The sequence below is a fragment of the Pseudomonas helleri genome (genome assembly GCF_045830615.1).
GTDB classification, from domain to species: Bacteria; Pseudomonadota; Gammaproteobacteria; order Pseudomonadales; family Pseudomonadaceae; genus Aquipseudomonas; species Aquipseudomonas helleri.
The window spans coordinates 3,651,157-3,668,835 of record NZ_CP174501.1 but is presented as its reverse complement, the minus strand read 5'-3'; the positions used below and the strand labels follow the sequence as shown (position 1 = coordinate 3,668,835).

Annotated in this window: 17 protein-coding genes; 9 read left to right on the top strand and 8 right to left on the bottom strand. The window is 57.5% G+C overall.

From position 1 onward, the window contains the following. The first annotated feature begins 137 nt into the window (after positions 1-137). Positions 138-1,262, top strand: coding sequence for a GNAT family N-acetyltransferase (locus tag ACJJU9_RS16530; RefSeq protein WP_407729009.1), 1,125 nt, complete (start codon positions 138-140; stop codon positions 1,260-1,262). 43 nt (positions 1,263-1,305) lie between these two features. Here the strand turns inward: ACJJU9_RS16530 and ACJJU9_RS16525 are convergent, their stop codons facing one another. The 3 genes from ACJJU9_RS16525 to ACJJU9_RS16515 all read right to left on the bottom strand — a co-directional run bounded on the left by ACJJU9_RS16525 (position 1,306) and on the right by ACJJU9_RS16515 (position 4,913). Further along, positions 1,306-3,138, bottom strand: a complete 1,833-nt coding sequence (locus ACJJU9_RS16525) for an ABC transporter ATP-binding protein (protein WP_407729008.1) — start codon at positions 3,136-3,138, stop codon at positions 1,306-1,308. A gap of 84 nt (positions 3,139-3,222) precedes the next feature. After that, complete coding sequence (locus ACJJU9_RS16520) at positions 3,223-3,819, bottom strand: peptidylprolyl isomerase (protein WP_273217560.1); 597 nt, start codon at positions 3,817-3,819, stop codon at positions 3,223-3,225. 170 nt (positions 3,820-3,989) lie between these two features. Next, complete coding sequence (locus ACJJU9_RS16515) at positions 3,990-4,913, bottom strand: LysR family transcriptional regulator (protein WP_048371541.1); 924 nt, start codon at positions 4,911-4,913, stop codon at positions 3,990-3,992. A gap of 175 nt (positions 4,914-5,088) precedes the next feature. Between ACJJU9_RS16515 and ACJJU9_RS16510 the strand changes: the two genes are divergently transcribed. From ACJJU9_RS16510 to ACJJU9_RS16500, 3 genes are all read left to right on the top strand, one after another. Beyond that, positions 5,089-5,688 carry an FMN-dependent NADH-azoreductase gene (locus ACJJU9_RS16510; RefSeq protein WP_123751999.1) on the top strand — a complete coding sequence of 200 codons (600 nt, stop codon included), beginning with the start codon at positions 5,089-5,091 and terminating at the stop codon, positions 5,686-5,688. 228 nt (positions 5,689-5,916) lie between these two features. Continuing rightward, positions 5,917-6,777, top strand: a complete 861-nt coding sequence (locus tag ACJJU9_RS16505) for a carboxylate/amino acid/amine transporter (RefSeq protein WP_048371537.1) — start codon at positions 5,917-5,919, stop codon at positions 6,775-6,777. Between the two features lie 90 nt (positions 6,778-6,867). Further along, positions 6,868-7,431, top strand: a complete 564-nt coding sequence (locus tag ACJJU9_RS16500; protein WP_407729007.1) for an RBBP9/YdeN family alpha/beta hydrolase — start codon at positions 6,868-6,870, stop codon at positions 7,429-7,431. Between the two features lie 50 nt (positions 7,432-7,481). Here ACJJU9_RS16500 and ACJJU9_RS16495 read toward each other — a convergent pair whose 3' ends face one another. After that, positions 7,482-8,765 (bottom strand): mechanosensitive ion channel family protein, encoded by a 1,284-nt coding sequence (locus ACJJU9_RS16495; RefSeq protein ID WP_273217550.1) that lies wholly within the window; start codon positions 8,763-8,765, stop codon positions 7,482-7,484. Positions 8,766-8,956: 191 nt separating this feature from the next. On the opposite strand from ACJJU9_RS16495, the gene ACJJU9_RS16490 reads away from it, so the two are divergent. Next, positions 8,957-10,303 carry a DEAD/DEAH box helicase gene (locus ACJJU9_RS16490; RefSeq protein WP_048371531.1) on the top strand — a complete coding sequence of 449 codons (1,347 nt, stop codon included), beginning with the start codon at positions 8,957-8,959 and terminating at the stop codon, positions 10,301-10,303. 288 nt (positions 10,304-10,591) lie between these two features. Here ACJJU9_RS16490 and ACJJU9_RS16485 read toward each other — a convergent pair whose 3' ends face one another. Beyond that, positions 10,592-11,314 (bottom strand): TorF family putative porin, encoded by a 723-nt coding sequence (locus ACJJU9_RS16485; RefSeq protein ID WP_048371529.1) that lies wholly within the window; start codon positions 11,312-11,314, stop codon positions 10,592-10,594. Between the two features lie 182 nt (positions 11,315-11,496). After that, positions 11,497-11,676: a hypothetical protein gene (locus ACJJU9_RS16480; protein WP_048371526.1), complete on the bottom strand. Its 180-nt coding sequence runs from the start codon at positions 11,674-11,676 to the stop codon at positions 11,497-11,499. Positions 11,677-12,023: 347 nt separating this feature from the next. Between ACJJU9_RS16480 and ACJJU9_RS16475 the strand changes: the two genes are divergently transcribed. Beyond that, positions 12,024-12,860, top strand: a complete 837-nt coding sequence (locus ACJJU9_RS16475) for a S1 RNA-binding domain-containing protein (protein ID WP_048371524.1) — start codon at positions 12,024-12,026, stop codon at positions 12,858-12,860. A gap of 39 nt (positions 12,861-12,899) precedes the next feature. Next, complete coding sequence (locus ACJJU9_RS16470) at positions 12,900-13,829, top strand: DMT family transporter (protein WP_048386128.1); 930 nt, start codon at positions 12,900-12,902, stop codon at positions 13,827-13,829. On the opposite strand, the gene ACJJU9_RS16465 is transcribed toward ACJJU9_RS16470, so the two are convergent. Then, positions 13,777-14,958 carry an MFS transporter gene (locus ACJJU9_RS16465; RefSeq protein WP_273217542.1) on the bottom strand — a complete coding sequence of 394 codons (1,182 nt, stop codon included), beginning with the start codon at positions 14,956-14,958 and terminating at the stop codon, positions 13,777-13,779. The genes ACJJU9_RS16470 and ACJJU9_RS16465 overlap by 53 nt on opposite strands. 103 nt (positions 14,959-15,061) lie before the next feature. On the opposite strand from ACJJU9_RS16465, the gene ptrR reads away from it, so the two are divergent. After that, positions 15,062-15,964 carry a putrescine utilization regulator PtrR gene (gene ptrR, locus ACJJU9_RS16460; RefSeq protein ID WP_407729006.1) on the top strand — a complete coding sequence of 301 codons (903 nt, stop codon included), beginning with the start codon at positions 15,062-15,064 and terminating at the stop codon, positions 15,962-15,964. 125 nt (positions 15,965-16,089) lie between these two features. Next, positions 16,090-16,215 carry a PA1414 family protein gene (locus tag ACJJU9_RS16455; protein ID WP_407729005.1) on the top strand — a complete coding sequence of 42 codons (126 nt, stop codon included), beginning with the start codon at positions 16,090-16,092 and terminating at the stop codon, positions 16,213-16,215. Between the two features lie 79 nt (positions 16,216-16,294). Here ACJJU9_RS16455 and ACJJU9_RS16450 read toward each other — a convergent pair whose 3' ends face one another. Then, the gene (locus tag ACJJU9_RS16450) at positions 16,295-17,674 is read right to left on the bottom strand and encodes a sodium:solute symporter (protein WP_407729004.1); all 1,380 of its coding nucleotides are present in this window, start codon (positions 17,672-17,674) and stop codon (positions 16,295-16,297) included. Between the last annotated feature and the right edge of the window lie 5 nt (positions 17,675-17,679).

Below are 17,679 nucleotides of genomic sequence, written 5' to 3'. Positions count from 1 at the left end.
GCACTCTTGAGCTGAATCGACTCATCTGCAGGCGTGGGTTTCTAACGGGTCCAGCCATTGTGTGGAAATGTAAAAGGCGCAGTGTCATAAGCGGGTGCTAACATCGCCGTTCTAACGCACTACCCCGGGGCTTTTGAATGCCGTTACAACGTCTGGACAGCCTGTCCGCCATCTCGGCCGAGCAATGGGATGCGCTGGTGCCGGTGGCGCAACCGTTCCTTCGCCATGGGTTTCTCAGTGCACTGGAGGACAGTGGCAGCTTGGGCCCACATTCCGGCTGGCAGTCTGAACACCTGTTGCACGTTGAAAACGATCGCGTGCTGGCGGCATTGCCCAGTTACCGAAAATGGCATTCCTACGGCGAGTACGTGTTCGATCACGAATGGGCGAACGCCTGTGAACGGGCCGGGATCGAGTACTACCCCAAACTGCTGACCGCAGTGCCTTTCAGCCCGGTAAGTGGCCCGCGATTGCTGGCCGCACGGCCTGAAGACGGGTTTGATTTGTTGGCCGCTTTGCCCGGTTATCTGGAGATCGAAGGGCTGTCCAGCGCGCACATCAACTTCACCGATGCGCTGGCGGATACCGCGTTGGCGCAACAGCCCGGCTGGTTGCAACGGTTGGGTTGTCAGTTCCATTGGCAAAACCGCGAGTACCGCGATTTTCAGGATTTTCTCGACGTCCTCAGTTCGCGCAAGCGCAAGCAAATGCGCAAAGAGCGCGAACAAGTGGCGGGGCAGGGGTTCGAGTTCGAATGGCTGGAGGGCCGGCAGGTGACCGAGGCGCAGTGGGATTTTGTCTACGCCTGTTACGCCAACACCTATGCGGTGCGACGGCAGACGCCGTACCTGACCCGTGACTTTTTCAGCTTGCTGGCCGAGCGCATGCCCGAAGCGATTCGCGTGGTCCTGGCCAAACAAGGCTCAACCCCGGTAGCCATGGCTTTTAGCCTGATCGGGGGCGGCAGCTTGTATGGTCGTTACTGGGGTTGTTTGGCCGAGTTCGACCGTTTGCATTTCGAAACCTGTTTTTACCAGGGCATGGATTACGCTATTGCTAACGGCATCCAGCGGTTTGACGCCGGCGCTCAGGGCGAGCACAAGCTGATACGCGGCTTTGAGCCGGTGATTACGCACTCCTGGCATTACCTGCGCCATCAGGGCTTGAAAGCTGCCGTCAGTGATTTTCTGGCGCGCGAACGTGCGGGTGTGTTGGCCTATGCCGAAGAGGCGAGAACGGCACTGCCATACCGGCAGGCCTGATTCTCGCCGTTTTGGCAGCGAGTGGAGTGTCGAACAGGGGGATTTAATCGAGGCCGACAAATCCACCCGTTTGGTGTTGCCACAGTCGGGCATACAAACCGCCATGGGCGAGCAGTTCGGCGTGGGTGCCAGACTCGGCAATCTGACCTTTTTCGAGGACTACCAAACGGTCCATGCGGGCGATGGTTGAAAGTCGGTGAGCGATGGCAATCACGGTTTTACCTTGCATCAAGGTTTCGAGACTTTCCTGAATCGCGGCTTCGACTTCGGAGTCCAGCGCCGAGGTCGCTTCGTCCATGATCAGAATCGGCGCATTCTTCAGCAACACCCGTGCTATAGCGATGCGCTGGCGCTGACCACCTGACAATTTGACCCCGCGCTCGCCCACATGGGCGTCAAAACCGGTACGTCCCTGAGCATCGGAAAGGGCAGGAATAAACTCATCGGCACGGGCTTTTCGCACGGCTGCCCAGAGTTCATCGTCGGTGGCGTCCGGCTTGCCATACAGCAAGTTGTCGCGGATCGAACGGTGCAGCAAAGACGTGTCCTGAGTGATCATTCCGATCTGCTCGCGCAGGCTTTCTTGCGTCACTTCGGCGATATTCTGACTGTCTATCAGAATTTTCCCGCCTTGCAGGTCATACAGGCGCAAAAGCAGGTTTACCAGCGTCGATTTGCCCGCCCCGGACGGTCCGATCAAGCCGATTTTTTCGCCGGGTTTGATCACCAGGTTCAGGTCGCTGATGATCCCGCTCTGTTTGCCGTAGTGAAAGTCCACGTGCTCAAAACGCACTTCACCGCGATCGACCTTCAGGCGTGGCGCGTTGTCCTTGTCCTTGACCGTAACGGGTTGCGCAATGGTTTGCAGGCCGTCCTGGACCATGCCGATGTTTTCAAAAATGCCGTTGACCACCCACATGATCCAGCCAGACATGTTGACGATACGAATCACCAGGCCAGTGGCCAGCGCAATGGCGCCCACGCTGATCAGTGACTGGCTCCACAACCACAGCGCAAGGCCGCTGGTGCTGACAATCAGCAGACCGTTCATGGAGGTGATGGTCACGTCCATGCTGGTCACGACGCGGCTGGCCAGTTGGGTTTTTTCGGTTTGTTCGATGATCGCTTCGCGTGCGTACTGCTGCTCGTAATTGGTGTGGGCAAACAGCTTGAGGGTGGTGATGTTGGTGTAACCGTCAACGATCCGGCCCATCAATTTAGAGCGCGCATCCGAAGACACCACCGAGCGTTCCTTGACCCGTGGCACGAAGTAATACAACGCGCCGATATAGAGCACGATCCAGGTCAGCAACGGGATCATCAGCCGCCAGTCCGCTTCGGCAAACAGCACCAGCGAACTGATGGCGTAGATCAACACGTGCCACAACGCATCGACGGCCTGCACCGCAGAGTCACGCAGCGAGTTGCCGGTTTGCATGATGCGCTGGGCAATGCGCCCGGCGAAGTCGTTCTGGAAAAAGTTGAGGCTTTGTTTCAGCACATAGCTGTGGTTTTGCCAGCGGATCATGCTGGTCATGCTCGGGCTTAAGGTCTGGTGCACAAGCAGATCATGCAGGCCGAAGAATACCGGGCGAATGATCAGCGCCACCACGGCCATCCAGATCAGCTCACCACTGTGAATGCTGAAAAACTCAGTGTTGGGCGTGCCCTGGGCCAGATCGATCAAGGTGCTCAAGTAACTGAACAGCGAGACTTCAATCAAGGCGGCGACCAGCCCGACGACCAGCAAGGCGGCAAACAGTGGCCAGACTTGGCGCAGGTAATAGATGTAAAACGCCCAAACGGTGTTAGGCGGTGCGGCGCTGGGGGCTTCGCGAAAAATATCGATCAGTTGTTCAAAACGACGATAAAGCATGGTCACTGACGCCCGCTGAGCGGGCTCTCCTTTAGTGGTGTGACCGGCCTGGGCCGGTCAAGCTCCCCGCAGCATTCGAAGCGATTAGTCGATGCGTTTGGCAGACTTGATGTAGATAGGGTCAATCGGCACATCGCGCATGCCGGATTTGCTGGTGGTCTGGGTGTTGACGATGTTGTCCACCACATCCATGCCTTTTACGACTTTGGCAAACACTGCATAACCGGCATCACGGCCCGGATCGAGCATCGCGTTGTCGACCACGTTGATAAAGAACTGGCTGGTCGCGGAGTCCGGGTTGGAGGTGCGGGCCATCGACAAGGTGCCGCGCACGTTATGCAGGCCGTTGCTGGCTTCGTTCTTGATCGGATCGCGGGTTGTTTTCTGCACCATCTGCCCAGTGAACCCGCCGCCCTGAGCCATAAAGCCCGGGATCACGCGGTGGAAAATGGTGTTGTTGTAAAAGCCGCTATCGACATAACTCAAAAAGTTTTTGCTGCTGATCGGTGCTTTTACCGGGTCCAGTTCGATTTCAATCGGACCGAAACTGGTGTCCAGCAGCACGTGAGGGGCTTTTTGAGCAGGTGGGGTTTGCGCGTTTTTGTTTGCCGCAGGCGTCGCAGCCATCAGGTTGGCGGCGAAGAGCAGGGCGCTGGCAGCAAAAGCAATTTTTTTCAACATAAGTCAAAAGTCCTGAAAAGTGAAAGCAGCAGCGTCAGAGAACGCACGCGCTGTGTGTTGAATAGGTGACGGGATGAGGTTGGCACTGATGAATGGCCAGCCGCGAAGCTTGGACAGGATATTCGGGATCGATGTTCCTGCCCACCGCTGTCATGGCTGCAATCTTTGTTTTATGCCTGTTCAGGGGCAGCAAAGGCTGCGTCCAGGGGGGCGGTATCAAAGGTGCGCAACAACTCCACCAGTATTTGCGTCGCCGGGCCCAGCGGTTTGTCCTTGTTGGCGTACAGGTAGAACACCGGGTGGCGGTCACCGCCCTGATCCAGTGGCAACGCTTTGAGCACGCCTTCTTTAAGCTCGCGCTCGATCATGTGCCGGGGCAGCCAGGCAAAGCCAAGGCCACTGCCCACAAAGGCGGCGGCCGTGGCCAGGCTGCCGACCGTCCAGCGCTGCTCAGAGCCCAGCCAGCCCACGTCGCGGGGTTGCTGGCGGCCCGAGTCGCGAATCACCACTTGCAACTGGCTTTCAAGGTCCTGGAAGTGCAGCACCCGTTGCATGCGATGCAGGGCATGATCGGGATGGGCCACGGCAATGAATTCGACGGTGCTCAGTTCTGTGCCCAGGTAGCCGGGAATATTGAAACTGCTGATGGCCAGGTCGGCTACGCCTTCCAGCAAGACCTCTTCAACGCCCGAAAGGACTTCTTCGCGCAGCCGCACACGACAGCCACGACTCTGCGGCATAAAAGCGGTCAAGGCGCGCACCAGCCGTGCATTCGGGTAGGCGGCATCAACCACCAGCCGCACTTCGGCTTCCCAGCCTTGCTCCATATGGTGGGCGAGGTCTTCAAGCTGGCTGGCTTGTTTGACCAACTGGCGCGAACGCCGTAATAAAACGCCTCCAGCTTCAGTGAGCACGGCTTTGCGCCCGTCGATGCGCAACAGCGGCACGCCGAGCTGGTCTTGCATGCGAGCAACGGTGTAACTGACAGACGACTGCGAGCGATGCAGCACCTCAGCAGCTTGCGCAAAGCCGCCGTGGTCGACCACCGCTTGCAGCGTGCGCCATTGGTCAAGGGTCACGCGGGGCGCTTTCACGTTGTATTCCTTTGGTAATGAGTCGTTGTGTGGCCGCAGCCTGTTGTACAGGGTACTCATTAATAAACAAATTTATAGATAGGTTGTAGCAGATATTTACGCTTTTTCATCAATGAAATGCCCTCTAGGATTCACTCCATCGCCTTACAGCCTTCACAGATGGAGCCTACCGCCCATGTCTAATGTTCTGATCATCGAAAGCAGCGCTCGCCAACAGGACTCATTTTCCCGCGAGCTGACACAGCAGTTCATCAGTCACTGGAAAACCCTGCATCCGGCTGATCGCCTGACCATTCGCGATGTGGCTGTGAACCCGGTTCCGCATCTGGACGCCGATTTGCTGGGCGGCTGGATGAAGCCCGAGGCGCAGCGTAACGCCGCTGAACAGGCTTCCTTGCAGCGCTCCAATGAGCTGACCGACGAGCTGCTGGCGGCAGACGTGTTGGTGCTGGCGGCGCCGATGTACAACTTTGCGATCCCCAGCACCCTCAAAGCCTGGCTGGACCATGTGTTGCGCGCCGGCCTGACCTTCAAATACACCGAGACAGGCCCCCAGGGTCTGCTCACCGGGAAAAAAGCATACGTGCTCACCGCACGCGGCGGGATATATGCGGGTAGCACCGCAGACCACCAAGAACCGTACCTGCGCCAAGTACTGGCCTTTGTGGGCATTCATGACGTGACCTTTATCCATGCCGAGGGCATGAACCTGGGCGGCGACTTCCAGGAAAAAGGGTTGAACCAAGCCAAAGCCAGGCTTTCAGATGTGGCCTGAGCCGGTCTGTTAATCAACAGATAATCGTTGCATGGCTTAATTCGCTTCACTGCTCCTTCAAGCAAGCGGTTCGCGCATCGAACCTCCCTTGGCACTTTCTTTGAGTGCTATCGCCCGATCAGCTCTAACGCTGGATCGGGTTTTTTTTGCCTGCGATTTACGGGCCGATAGCGCAGCGTGCCGAAAAACCGCTAAGGTCGCGTCCACTCAATACCGGGCGAGAGATTTATGGGTTATTTGCTAGTTGTGACGCTGATTCAGGCGTTTTCCTTCAGCCTTATTGGCGAGTATCTGGCGGGGCACGTCGACAGTTACTTCGCCGTGCTGGTGCGTGTGGTGCTGGCCGGTCTGGTCTTTATCCCGCTGACACGCTGGCGCCAGGTCGAACCCGGCTTTATGCGCGGCATGCTGGTTATTGGCGCCCTGCAGTTTGGTATCACCTACGTCTGCCTGTACCTGAGCTTTCGCGTGCTCACGGTGCCCGAGGTGCTGCTGTTCACCATCCTTACGCCGTTGCACGTCACCCTGATTGAAGATGCGCTGAACCGGCGCTTCAACCCGTGGGCGCTGGTCGCCGCGCTAGTGGCCGTTGGCGGGGCCGCGGTGATTCGGTTCGACAGCATCAGCCCGGACTTCTTCAAAGGCTTCCTGCTGCTGCAACTGGCCAACTTTACGTATGCCGCTGGTCAGGTGCTGTACCGGCGTTTGGTGCTGCGTTACCCGAGTGAGCTACCAGGCTACCGGCGTTTCGGGTTCTTTTATGTCGGCGCCCTGATTGTGGTGTTGCCGGCTTTCCTGCTGTTTGGCAAAGCGCACTTTTTGCCCGACGCACCGTTGCAGTGGGGCGTGTTGCTGTTTCTGGGCCTGGTGTCGACGGCGCTGGGCATGTACTGGTGGAACAAAGGCGCGTGCCTGGTCAGCGGCGGCACCCTGGCGGTGATGAACAACTTGCATGTACCGGTGGGTTTACTGCTGAACCTGCTGATCTGGAACCAGCACGAACCGTTGGGCAGGTTAATGTTGGGCGGCACGGTGATTCTGCTGGCCGTGTGGATCAGCCGGCTAGACCGCAAGGCTATCAGGGGCTAAGGTCCTTAAGGCCCAAGGTCTGTTGACGTCTCGTCGCGACCGCAATGAAACGTCAACAGACCCTATCTAACGCCTTAAAGGGGAGTGGGAATGACAGTCAAAGTGTTGATCTTGCCGGGCCTGAATAATTCGGGGGAAGATCACTGGCAAACGCGCTGGGAGAAGAAGTACAGCGGTCTGAAACGGGTCAAGCAAGACGATTGGAACACGCCGGTGTGCGCTGAATGGGTTCAGCGATTACACGACAAAGTCACTTCCAGCCAGCGACCGGTGGTGTTGGTGGGGCACAGTCTGGCGTGCAACCTGATTGCGGCGTGGTCGCATCAGTACCCCACTGATGCCAAAAACCGTGTTCGCGGCGCGCTGCTGGTAGCCCCCAGCGACACCGAAGCGCCGAGTTATCCGCAAGGCACGTCAGGGTTTGCACCCATGCACCTGGGGAAACTGCCCTTTGACTCGATAACCGTGGCCAGCACGGATGATCCCTATGTCAGTGTCGAGCGTGCGAAAGCCTTCAGTGAGGCGTGGGGCAGTGAATTGAAGCTGTTGGAGAATGCCAGGCACATCAACCATGAGAGTGGCCTGGGTGACTGGCCCGAAGGCATCGAGTTGTTGTTCGAACTGACCGGTGATCCGCAGTTCAAACACAGCTAACGCTGCCACGTCGCCGCAGTCATCACTGGCTGCGGCGACTTACCCGTGACTCAGTCTTCAACCGCCACTTGCGGCGGGTTGATTTTGTTCATCAGCCCCTGACGCAAGTCATTGCCACTTGGCTGTTGATACACACTCAAGCCAAACTCCGGCAAGACCGACAACAGATAGTCGAAAATATCGCCCTGGATTTGCTCGTATTCGTCCCAGACAGTGGTGCGGGTGAAGCAGTAGATTTCAAGTGGCACGCCCTGGGGCGTGGCTTGCATCTGGCGGACCATGCAGGTCATGTTGGGCTGGATCATCGCGTGGCTTCGCAGGTAGGCCAGTGCGTAGGCGCGGAAGGTGCCTATGTTGGTCATGCGTCGACGGTTGGCTGACATCGCCGCGACGTTGCCCTGGGCTTCGTTCCAGCTCTTGAGTTCGGCTTTTTTGCGCGTCAGATAGTCGCTCAGCAAGCGCACTTGCTCCAGGCGCTGCTCCTGCTCGTCGGTCAGAAACCCGACGCCTGCGGCATCAATAAACAGGCTGCGCTTGATCCGTCGACCGCCGGATTGCTGCATGCCGCGCCAGTTTTTAAACGACTCGGACATCAGTCGCCAGGTCGGGATGGAGACGATGGTCTTGTCGAAGTTCTGCACTTTGACGGTGTGCAGCGTGATATCCATGACATCGCCGTCGGCGCCCACTTGCGGCATTTCGATCCAGTCGCCCACACGCAGCAGGTCGTTGCTGGTCAACTGAACGCTGGCGACAAAAGACAGCAGGGTGTCTTTGTAGACCAACAAAATCACCGCAGACATGGCGCCCAGACCCGAGAGCAAGAGCATCGGCGAGCGGTCGATCAGGGTGGCGACAATGATGATCGCCGAGAACACATACAGCAGCATCTTGCCCAGCTGGATGTAGCCCTTGATGGGCCGGGTCTTGGCGTAATTGGTGCGTGCATAAATGTCGAGCAAGGCATCGAGCAGGGCGGTGATGACCCGCGTCAACACAAAAATGGTGATGGCCAGGGCCAGGTTGCCGAGAAATTGGCGACCATTGTCGCTCAGGTCCGGGACCAAATTGCGGCCAAACTGGATCATCAGTGACGGCGTCATTTGCGCCACGCGATGGAACACTTTGTGTTCGCGCAAATCGCTGACCCAGTGCAGGGCTGGCTGGCGTGCGAGCATTTTGGTGACGCGCAAGATGATGATGCGGGCAATGTGACCGGCGAGCAGGGCGACGCTCACCAATACGATCAGTCCCAGAACGGACGACAGCCAAGGATAGTGATCCAGGTTGGCCCAAAGGCGTTCAAATTCGCTCCAGAGTGTTTGAGTATCCATAAGTTAAAGCGTTATCCCAAAAGAAATGGCCCTGGGATTAGACCATCTCAAGACGATTTAGGGGCTGTCTTTGGACTAAAGACCCTAAAAAAGCATTTGTTTCGCGCCGTTGGTGCAAAGAAACTCGGCCTGAGCGCTCGAAACCGTTACTCTATGCCGCTGATTTTTCGCATTTCTTCGAGGTAGCACCCGTGTTTTCCGATTTCGCCCTGCACGAACGCCTGCTTAAAGCTGTGGCCGAGCTTAAATTTGTCGAGCCTACGCCTGTGCAAGCAGCGGCCATCCCGCTCGCGCTCGAGGGGCGTGACCTGCGGGTTACAGCTCAAACCGGGAGTGGCAAAACCGCTGCTTTCGTTCTGCCGATTCTCAATCGCTTGATTGGCCCAGCCAAAATCCGCGTCAGCATCAAAGCGTTGATTTTGCTGCCGACCCGCGAGCTGGCGCAGCAAACCTTGAAAGAAGTTGAACGCTTTTCGCAGTTCACGTTCATCAAGTCCGGTCTGATTACCGGCGGTGAAGACTTCAAAGTACAGGCCGCCATGTTGCGCAAAGTGCCTGACATCCTGATCGGCACGCCAGGCCGTTTGCTTGAGCAACTGAACGCCGGCAACCTGCAACTCAACGAAGTTGAAGTGCTGGTGCTCGACGAAGCTGACCGCATGCTCGACATGGGCTTTGCCGAAGACGTGCAGCGTCTGGTTGACGAATGCCCGAACCGTCAGCAAACCATGTTGTTCTCGGCCACCACCGGTGGTTCGGGCCTGCGTGACATGATCGGTAAAGTCTTGAACAACCCTGAGCACTTGCAGCTCAACCAGGTCAGCCAGCTGAACGCTACCACGCGTCAGCAAGTGATCACCGCTGACCACAACCAGCACAAAGAACAAATCGTGAACTGGCTGCTGGCCAATGAGACTTATCAAAAAGCGATCGTCTTCACCAACACCCGCGCCATGGCCGACCGCATCTACGGGCGTCTGGTGGCTCAGGAGTACAAGGCGTTTGTCTTGCACGGTGAGAAAGACCAAAAAGACCGCAAGCTGGCCATTGATCGCCTGAAGCAGGGCGGCGTGAAAATTCTGGTCGCCACCGACGTGGCCGCCCGTGGTCTGGACGTTGAAGGTCTGGATCTGGTGATCAACTTCGACATGCCACGCAGCGGCGACGAATACGTTCACCGCATTGGCCGTACTGGCCGTGCCGGTAACGACGGTCTGGCGATCTCGCTGATCTGCCATGGTGACTGGAACCTCATGTCCAGCATCGAGCGCTACTTGAAGCAAAGCTTCGAGCGTCGCGTGATCAAAGAAGTCAAAGGCACCTACAGCGGGCCGAAAAAGGTCAAGGCTTCGGGTAAAGCCGTTGGTGTGAAGAAGAAAAAGACTGACGGCAAAGGCGACAAGAAAAAGACCGGCGCCAAGGCCCCGACCAAACGCAAAATCGCCAACCGCCCAAAGACCGACGCCCTGTCGCTGGTCAGCAAGGACGGCATGGCGCCGCTCAAGCGCCGCAAGCCAGAAGCCCCGGCTGCTGAGTAAGGTTTACGGATAAGGTTTGCCTCTCGGTCTTTTAAGAGCAAAAGATCGCGAGGCAAGCTTGCTCGTATCAAACATAAATAAGTGATTGATTCTAAAGACCCTGTAGGAGCGAGCTTGCTCGCGATCTTTTGATCTTGATCTGGTTTTTGATCTTGATCTAAGCCGTAAGCGGCTCCGTTAAACCACGCTGGCCGATCGCAGCCTTCGTACCTCGTCAGCGACTACAGTGTCCTGTTTGATGCGCGACAGCGCGGCGTCGAAGACGGGACGGCTTTGTGATCCCCTCTCTCAATAAAACGTACGTTCAGCCTTGAACGTCAGTAACCCATCGCATTGCGGGTTTTGCCCCGAGTACGCCGAGCAATCTCCGCCGTCGAGGCTAGAGTCGCTGTAGATCACGTTCAGGTTCACGCCCATCCAGGGCCGTGAGAAGGTGATCGACCAATCATTGAACGTACGCACGCTGCCTCCATCGGCGATGGATACCGGCGTACCCAACTGGTGGGTGGTGTATTTCAGGCTGACCCCGACGCCCAGCGTGCGATTGGCGCCCAAATCGGCAAACACGGTGCTGTCGCGTCGATCCGGGTCATTGCTGAACGCTGCGCCAAAGCGCGTACCCAACACTGTCAGCCCCGCATAAAACTGCTGGCTGTCCATCGGGCTGACCTTGGGGTAGCTGTAATGAATCATCCCCAGTTCATAGCTCAAGGTCTGGTCAAACGGGTGTTTGTAACCGAGGTAGGAATCGACTTCCAGATTGCTGCCGGGCTTGAGGCCCATGGTGGGTGCCCATTGGCCGACATACCAGCCGCTGTTGTGCGTGAGGTCCAGGCCGCCATGGAAGGTCGAACCCGGGCTGGTCGGCTTGACCAGGCCTTGGGCCATGCTGCGGCTGGGCTGGGTGCCCATTCTGAGGTCGAAATCGCCCAGCTCGCGTGAAAACACCTGTGCGTTGACAGCCGCGCTGGACAGCAATGTGCCGGTGAGCAGTAACGCTCGTGTGAGCATAGGTCACTCCCTTGACAACTGGATGCAGTGATTGGCTCGAAGGCTTGGTTTAGAGAGGTTCAAGCATACGGATGTATGCCGGCCGATGGGGGCCGTTCGTCGATTTCTTGAGAGGAGGGGGTTCAGGAGTCCCAGCGCTTTGGAAGGCAAAGCGCATCAGGACCACTATAAAGCGGGAGGTATTACTTTTTACCCAGCGAAATCTGTTTGGATGCGCCGAAAGTTTGGCCGCTGACGCCTTTGTCAATTTGCTGGATCTCGCCACCGGACTTCAAGAATGCGGCAATTTGCGCATTGATTGAATCACTGGTTTCAACGGCGGGAGCTGGCTTTACTTTGCTGGCGGATGCTTTTACACGCATGGCGGCTATTCACCTGTAGAAAATAACTTGGCCAGCGATAGTAACTGAAATACTTGACAATTGCTTGTTAAATATCCTCCTGAAATATTATAAGCACCTTGGCATTGCACATAATCAACACTCTACGCGTCCGCTAACCCGCTGTTTTAATTCATATCATCGGGTTGTTTTTGCGCTGCTCGGCAGGGCCTTGAGGGCTCGCCGGGCTGACGAGTGGTCCTAGGGTCGAGGCAAAAATCCTTGATAAATCAGGCCTTTTGTAAAAAATGTGAAAGCCTTGCTGCGCGGCTCCAATTTGCCGGGCCAAACTCGGGTAGAATGCTGTCCACGTAATGAGGGTATTGGACATGGCTTTAATCGGTCGCTACAACAGTTTGCAAGTGGTTAAACACACTAACTTCGGTTTGTATCTGGATGGTGGAGCTGACGGGGAAATCCTGTTGCCCAATCGCTATATTCCGAAAGATATTCCCAGTGAAGATGAAGACTGGCTAAACGTATTTGTTTATTTGGACAGCGCTGACAAGTTAATTGCCACCACTGAAAAACCAAAAGTTCAAGTCGGTGAGTTTGCCAGTCTTAAAGTCGTCGAAATTAATAGCATCGGTGTTTTCCTTGATTGGGGCCTGCCGAAAGATTTGCTGTTGCCGTATTCCGAAGAAAAACGCCAGATGACCGCTGGCGAATATGTGGTTGTCCACGTTTACCTGGACAAGCACACACGCCGCATCACGGCTACGGCCCGCCTGGACCGCTACCTGGACAAAACCCCGGCCAACTACCAAGTGGGCCAGGAAGTTGATCTGCTGGTGGCTGAGGCCACGGACATGGGCTTTAAAGCCGTGATCAACAACAAGCACTGGGGCTTGATCCACAAGAACGAAGTGTTCAAGTTCCTGCGTGCGGGCAAGCAAGAGAAAGGCTATATCAAAGAAGTTCGTGCCGACGGCAAGATCAGCCTGAGTTTGCAGCCAGTCGGTCAGGAGGCATCCAGCAGCCTGAACTCGAAGATCCTCAGCAAGTTGCGTGAAAACAACGGCGTACTGCCGGTCAGTGATAAAAGTGCACCCGAGCAGATCAGCAACCTGTTTGGCGTCAGCAAGGGCAACTTCAAGAAGGCCATTGGTGCGCTCTACAAGGAAGGCAAGATTGTGATCCACGCGGACCGCATCGAACTGGTTTAAACCAGCGGCCTGCGCTGTTTTTATCTTTTGGGTGTGGCTATGAGTGGTTCGCGGCGAGCAACGGATGCTTTTGCACTGCAAGTCATGCTGGGGTTGTGCCTGATCTGGGGTGTCCAGCAGGTGCTGATCAAAGTGGCTGCACCTGATATTTCCCCGGTCATGCAGGCCATGGCCCGCTCGGGGATCTCGGCGCTGCTGGTGGGGCTGGTGATTTGCTGGAAGGGTGGCTGGGACCAGGTGCCCTACACCTGGCGCGGCGGATTGCTCGCAGGCAGTTTGTTTGGCCTGGAGTTTTTCTTTATTGCGCAGGGTCTGCACCTGACCAGCGCGGCGCACATGTCGGTGTTCCTCTATACCGCGCCGATCTTTACTGCGCTGGGGGTGAACTGGCTGTTGCCCAGTGAGCGTCTGCGGCCGCTGCAGTGGCTGGGGATCTTCCTCGCGTTTCTGGGCATTGCATTCTCCTTTGCCGGCGGCATGTCGTTCGCGGACATGGACCCCGACGTCTTGCTTGGCGATGCCTACGGCGTGCTGGCGGGCATGGCCTGGGGCGTCACCACTGTGGTGGTGCGTGGCTCCAGGCTCTCTGAGGCACCGGTCACGCTGACCCTGTTTTACCAGTTGATCGTGGGCTTTATCGGCCTGCTGGTGATTGCGCTTGCCACAGGGCAGATCACCCACTTCAGCTTTACCGGGCTGGCCATTGGCAGCGTCTTGTTTCAGGGCTTGGTGGTGTCTTTTTTCAGCTACCTGATGTGGTTTTGGCTGCTCAAGCGTTACTTGGCCTCCAATCTGGCCGTGTTTTCGTTTATGACGCCCTTGTTCGGGGTGACCTTTGGCGTGTTGATACTGGATGAGCCATTAAGCTTCAACTTCGCCGTGGGCGCGGTGCTGGTGCTGCTAGGTATCACTTTTGTCAGCGCGGAGCAGTGGGTACGTCGCAAGGTGCGCGCACTGCTACAAAATTAACCAGTTGCAAGGCCAGTACCCCGGCCAGCACCAGGCCGCTGGCCGCGATGATCAGCGCCGGGTGCAAGCCGCCACTGAAATGGCTGCTGACGGCTGCCAGCAAAGGCCCGCCCAGTTGGCCGACGGCAAAACAGGCGGTGAGCAAGGCGGCGTTGCGCTGAGTGGCGTGGGGGGCGATGTCGCGCGAGCTTTGCATCACCAGCGGCATACAGGCCAGGAATGGCGTGCCGCATAAAATCACCCCCAGCGCCAGGCCCGCACTGCTGGGCAGCAAGCATGCCAGCACACCGGCCGCCTGCACCCACAGCGCGGCCATCAGCCACAGGCGAGTGGTGCGCGGCGAGGGCCGGTGAAAGCTGATCAGCACCACGCCAATGGCCGCGCACAGGCCGAAAGCTGGCCAGAACAAATCGGCTTGCCATTGACCGCGAAATTGCGCGCTGGCCATTTGCGACAAAAACGTCGCCGGAATGATGTACCCCAAGCCATACAGCGCATAAATGGCTCCCAGACGGGTGATACCGGGGTGGCGTGGGCTTGTGGGCGCCGTCTGCACGTGCGGAGCAAGGCCGTTGGCGGGTGGCAGGATCGGCATGATCACCAGCAGCATGAGCAAGGCGGCCACCGCGTAGATCAGCCACAACATGGACGAGTTTTGCCCTTGAACGTTGGCAAACAGCGCGAGCAATCCGGTCAGCACCACGCCAATGCCGGGCCCTGCAAACACCAGGGCACCCAAGCGCGGCCGGTTAGCGCTGACCGCGATTTGCTGGCTGAGCGCGGTGATCATCACCATCACCCAGGCACTCGCCACCCCGGCGCCAAAGCGCAGCAGCAAATGCGGCCAGAAGCCTTGTGCCCAGTACGAAATCAGCGTCAGCACCACGCACAGCCATAAGCCTGTGTGCAGTCGGCCACGGACTTGCTCCGGGCGTCTGGCGCGAATGGCGTCCAGCGCGCCAATTAAATAGCCAAGATAGTTGGCGGCGGCAATCAGCCCGGCGCCGGTCAAGTCGATCTGACCTTCGCTGATCAAGTGCGGCAGTTGCGGGGTGAGTGAAAAACGACCAATCCCCATGGCCATCATGAGTGCGATAAAGCTGGCGAGTAAGCGAGTCAGGGCTGACATGCTGTTAATTCCGGGGCAGTGACAATGACCGTCAGGCTAGCGGTGATTGACTTTCTATAAAATTGAATAATAGTGAGTGACTTGTTCAGTTTTGGAGAATGGTGTGGAATTCAGCCAATTACGGATTTTTCAGGCCGTGGCCGAAGAAGGCTCGATCACCCGCGCAGCTGAGCGTCTGCACCGCGTGCCTTCCAATCTGTCGACCCGGCTCAAACAACTTGAAGAGCAAATGGGTGTCGAGTTGTTCATGCGTGAGCGCCAGCGCTTGCAATTGTCCCCGGCGGGCAAAGTGCTGCTCGATTACACCGCGCGGCTGTTCGCCCTGCGCGATGAGGCGCTGGGCGCGGTACAGGGCGGCGTGCCGTCCGGCAAGTTCACCCTTGGCACGATGTACAGCACCGCGGCGATCCATTTGCCCGCTTTGCTGGCCCGCTACCACCGCGCCTACCCGGCGGTGAACCTGCATGTACAGTCGGCGCCGAGCGGGGAATTGCTCGAAGGTTTGCTCACCGGGCGACTGGATGCGGCACTGGTGGATGGCCCGCTTGAGTTGGCCGGGCTTGATGGCGTCGAGTTCTGTGAAGAGCAATTGGTGATGATCAGCGATCTGGATCATCCACCGATCACCCGCGCCCAGGACGTGCAAAGCCGTGAGGTGTTCGCCTTCCGTCAGGGCTGTTCGTATCGCACTCGCCTTGAGGCCTGGTACGCCAGCGACCGGGCGGCGATGGGCCGCGTGATGGAGATTGAGTCCTATCAGGGCATGCTGGCGTGCGTGGTGGCAGGGTCGGGTGTGGCGTTGATGCCAGCCTCGATGCTGGCCAGCTTGCCGGGCCGTGAAAGTGTCGGCGTACATCCCTTGAAACAACCTTTTGCCTCTGCCACTACGTGGTTGATGTGGCGAAAGGGCATGCTGGGCGCCAACTTGAATGCGTGGATAACGTTGCAGCAGACGGCGTCCGTTAAAAGCGACGTAGAAGTTGCAGCACAACGCGCATCGGCCTGACTTGAAAAGAGGAGGATTAGCCTAAAGTTCATTGACCTTAAGCAAGCATCTTGTAGGACTTAGGACTATTATCTGTACGAAGCGACCAAGGAATCCGGTCGCAAGTGTGGCCCCAAGGGGGAAATATGAAAGACAAACTGAAAAACTGGCTGCATGACGTCGGTGTTGCACTGGGCCTGATTGAGCCTCCGCTGCAACCTATTCCGATCCCTGTCGGAGACCCGCGTCGCCGTCCGCAACGTCGCCGTTAATACGGTGGCAGCGTAAGCGCCTGATATCGAAAAAAACGGGCACGACCTCCGACGTCGCGCCCGCTGAAGAAAGTGGGTATCAGGCAGCGCTGGCCACTGTGGCCGGGCGCCGATTCAGCAAGCTGACCACGATAAAGCTGATAAGCCCTACAGCCAGGCTGTAGTAGATCGGCGTATTAGCGTCCAGACCATCCTTGATCATAAAAATCAGCGCCGTGATAAAGCCCAGGCTCATGCTGCTGATGGCGCCTGCCGTCGTGGCGCGCTTCCAGTAAATCGCCCCGATCAATGGCACCAGCATGCCGCCAACCAGCAGGTTGTAGGCCAGCGTGAGGGCGCTGATAACGTCGCTTACCACCAGAGCAATCGCCAGCACCACAAGGCCTGTGAGCATGGTGAACAGGCGGTTGATCTTCAGGCTCGATTGTTTGCCGCCGCGCAGCTTGGGCAGCAGGTCTTCGGTCAATACGGTGGAGGCGGCGAGCAAGCCGGCACTGGCGGTGGACATCATGGCGGCCAGGGCGGCAGCAATCACCAGCCCGCGAATGCCGTCCGGCAGCGAAACCTTAACGATGGCGGCGAACGCGTTGTTGACGTTGCCCAGGTCCGGGATCAACACATGGGCTGCCATGCCGATCAGGGCACAGGTCAGGCCGTAAAGGATGCAGTAGAACCCTGCGAACGTACCGGCGTACTTGGCCACCTTGTCAGTTTTGGCGGTAAACACGCGCTGCCAAATGTCCTGACCGATCAGAATGCCGAAGAAGTAAATCATGAAGTAGGTGATGATGGTGTCCCAGCCGATGCTGGTAAAACTGAAGTTCGACGCTGGCAGTTTGCTCACCAGCTCATCCCAGCCGCCGACACGGTACAGACAGATCGGCAGCAGCACGAACATCAGGCCCACGGTCTTGATCACGAACTGCACGATGTCAGTCAGGGTCAGTGACCACATCCCGCCAATGGTCGAATACACCACCACCACGCCACCGCCGAGCACCACCGATACCCAGAACGGCAGGCCGAACAACACTTCAAGCACGGTGCCGATCGCCAAAATGGAGGTCACGCCGATCATCAGGGCATACGCCAGCATAATCACCGCACTCGCCTGGCGCGCCATCGGGTTGTAACGTTTTTCCAGCACTTGGGTCACGGTAAAGATTTTCAGCTTGAGCAACGGCTTGGCCAAGAACAGGTTGAGCGCGATGATCCCGCAACCCAGGGCCGCGCACAGCCAGAAGCCTGAAATCCCGTGTACATAACCCAAACGCACCGTACCGACAGTTGAAGCACCGCCCAGCACCGTGGCGGCCATGGTGCCCATGTACAGTGTCGGGCCCAGGTTGCGTCCGGCGACCAAGTACTCTTCGTGGGTTTTTGCCTTGCGCATGCCGTAGTAACCCAGCACCAGCATTGCCGCAGCGTAGATAAGGACGACTATTAGGTCTAAAGCCATGATGG

Bases quoted from the DNA above. Each gene is read 5' to 3' on its own strand.
- ACJJU9_RS16530 (WP_407729009.1), top strand. From the start codon at position 138: ATGCCGTTACAACGTCTGGACAGCCTGTCCGCCATCTCGGCCGAGCAA.
- ACJJU9_RS16525 (WP_407729008.1), bottom strand. From the start codon at position 3,138: ATGCTTTATCGTCGTTTTGAACAACTGATCGATATTTTTCGCGAAGCC.
- ACJJU9_RS16520 (WP_273217560.1), bottom strand. From the start codon at position 3,819: ATGTTGAAAAAAATTGCTTTTGCTGCCAGCGCCCTGCTCTTCGCCGCC.
- ACJJU9_RS16510 (WP_123751999.1), top strand. From the start codon at position 5,089: ATGTCTAATGTTCTGATCATCGAAAGCAGCGCTCGCCAACAGGACTCA.
- ACJJU9_RS16505 (WP_048371537.1), top strand. From the start codon at position 5,917: ATGGGTTATTTGCTAGTTGTGACGCTGATTCAGGCGTTTTCCTTCAGC.
- ACJJU9_RS16500 (WP_407729007.1), top strand. From the start codon at position 6,868: ATGACAGTCAAAGTGTTGATCTTGCCGGGCCTGAATAATTCGGGGGAA.
- ACJJU9_RS16495 (WP_273217550.1), bottom strand. From the start codon at position 8,765: ATGGATACTCAAACACTCTGGAGCGAATTTGAACGCCTTTGGGCCAAC.
- ACJJU9_RS16485 (WP_048371529.1), bottom strand. From the start codon at position 11,314: ATGCTCACACGAGCGTTACTGCTCACCGGCACATTGCTGTCCAGCGCG.
- ACJJU9_RS16480 (WP_048371526.1), bottom strand. From the start codon at position 11,676: ATGCGTGTAAAAGCATCCGCCAGCAAAGTAAAGCCAGCTCCCGCCGTT.
- ACJJU9_RS16475 (WP_048371524.1), top strand. From the start codon at position 12,024: ATGGCTTTAATCGGTCGCTACAACAGTTTGCAAGTGGTTAAACACACT.
- ACJJU9_RS16470 (WP_048386128.1), top strand. From the start codon at position 12,900: ATGAGTGGTTCGCGGCGAGCAACGGATGCTTTTGCACTGCAAGTCATG.
- ACJJU9_RS16465 (WP_273217542.1), bottom strand. From the start codon at position 14,958: ATGTCAGCCCTGACTCGCTTACTCGCCAGCTTTATCGCACTCATGATG.
- ACJJU9_RS16455 (WP_407729005.1), top strand. From the start codon at position 16,090: ATGAAAGACAAACTGAAAAACTGGCTGCATGACGTCGGTGTTGCACTG.
- ACJJU9_RS16450 (WP_407729004.1), bottom strand. From the start codon at position 17,674: ATGGCTTTAGACCTAATAGTCGTCCTTATCTACGCTGCGGCAATGCTG.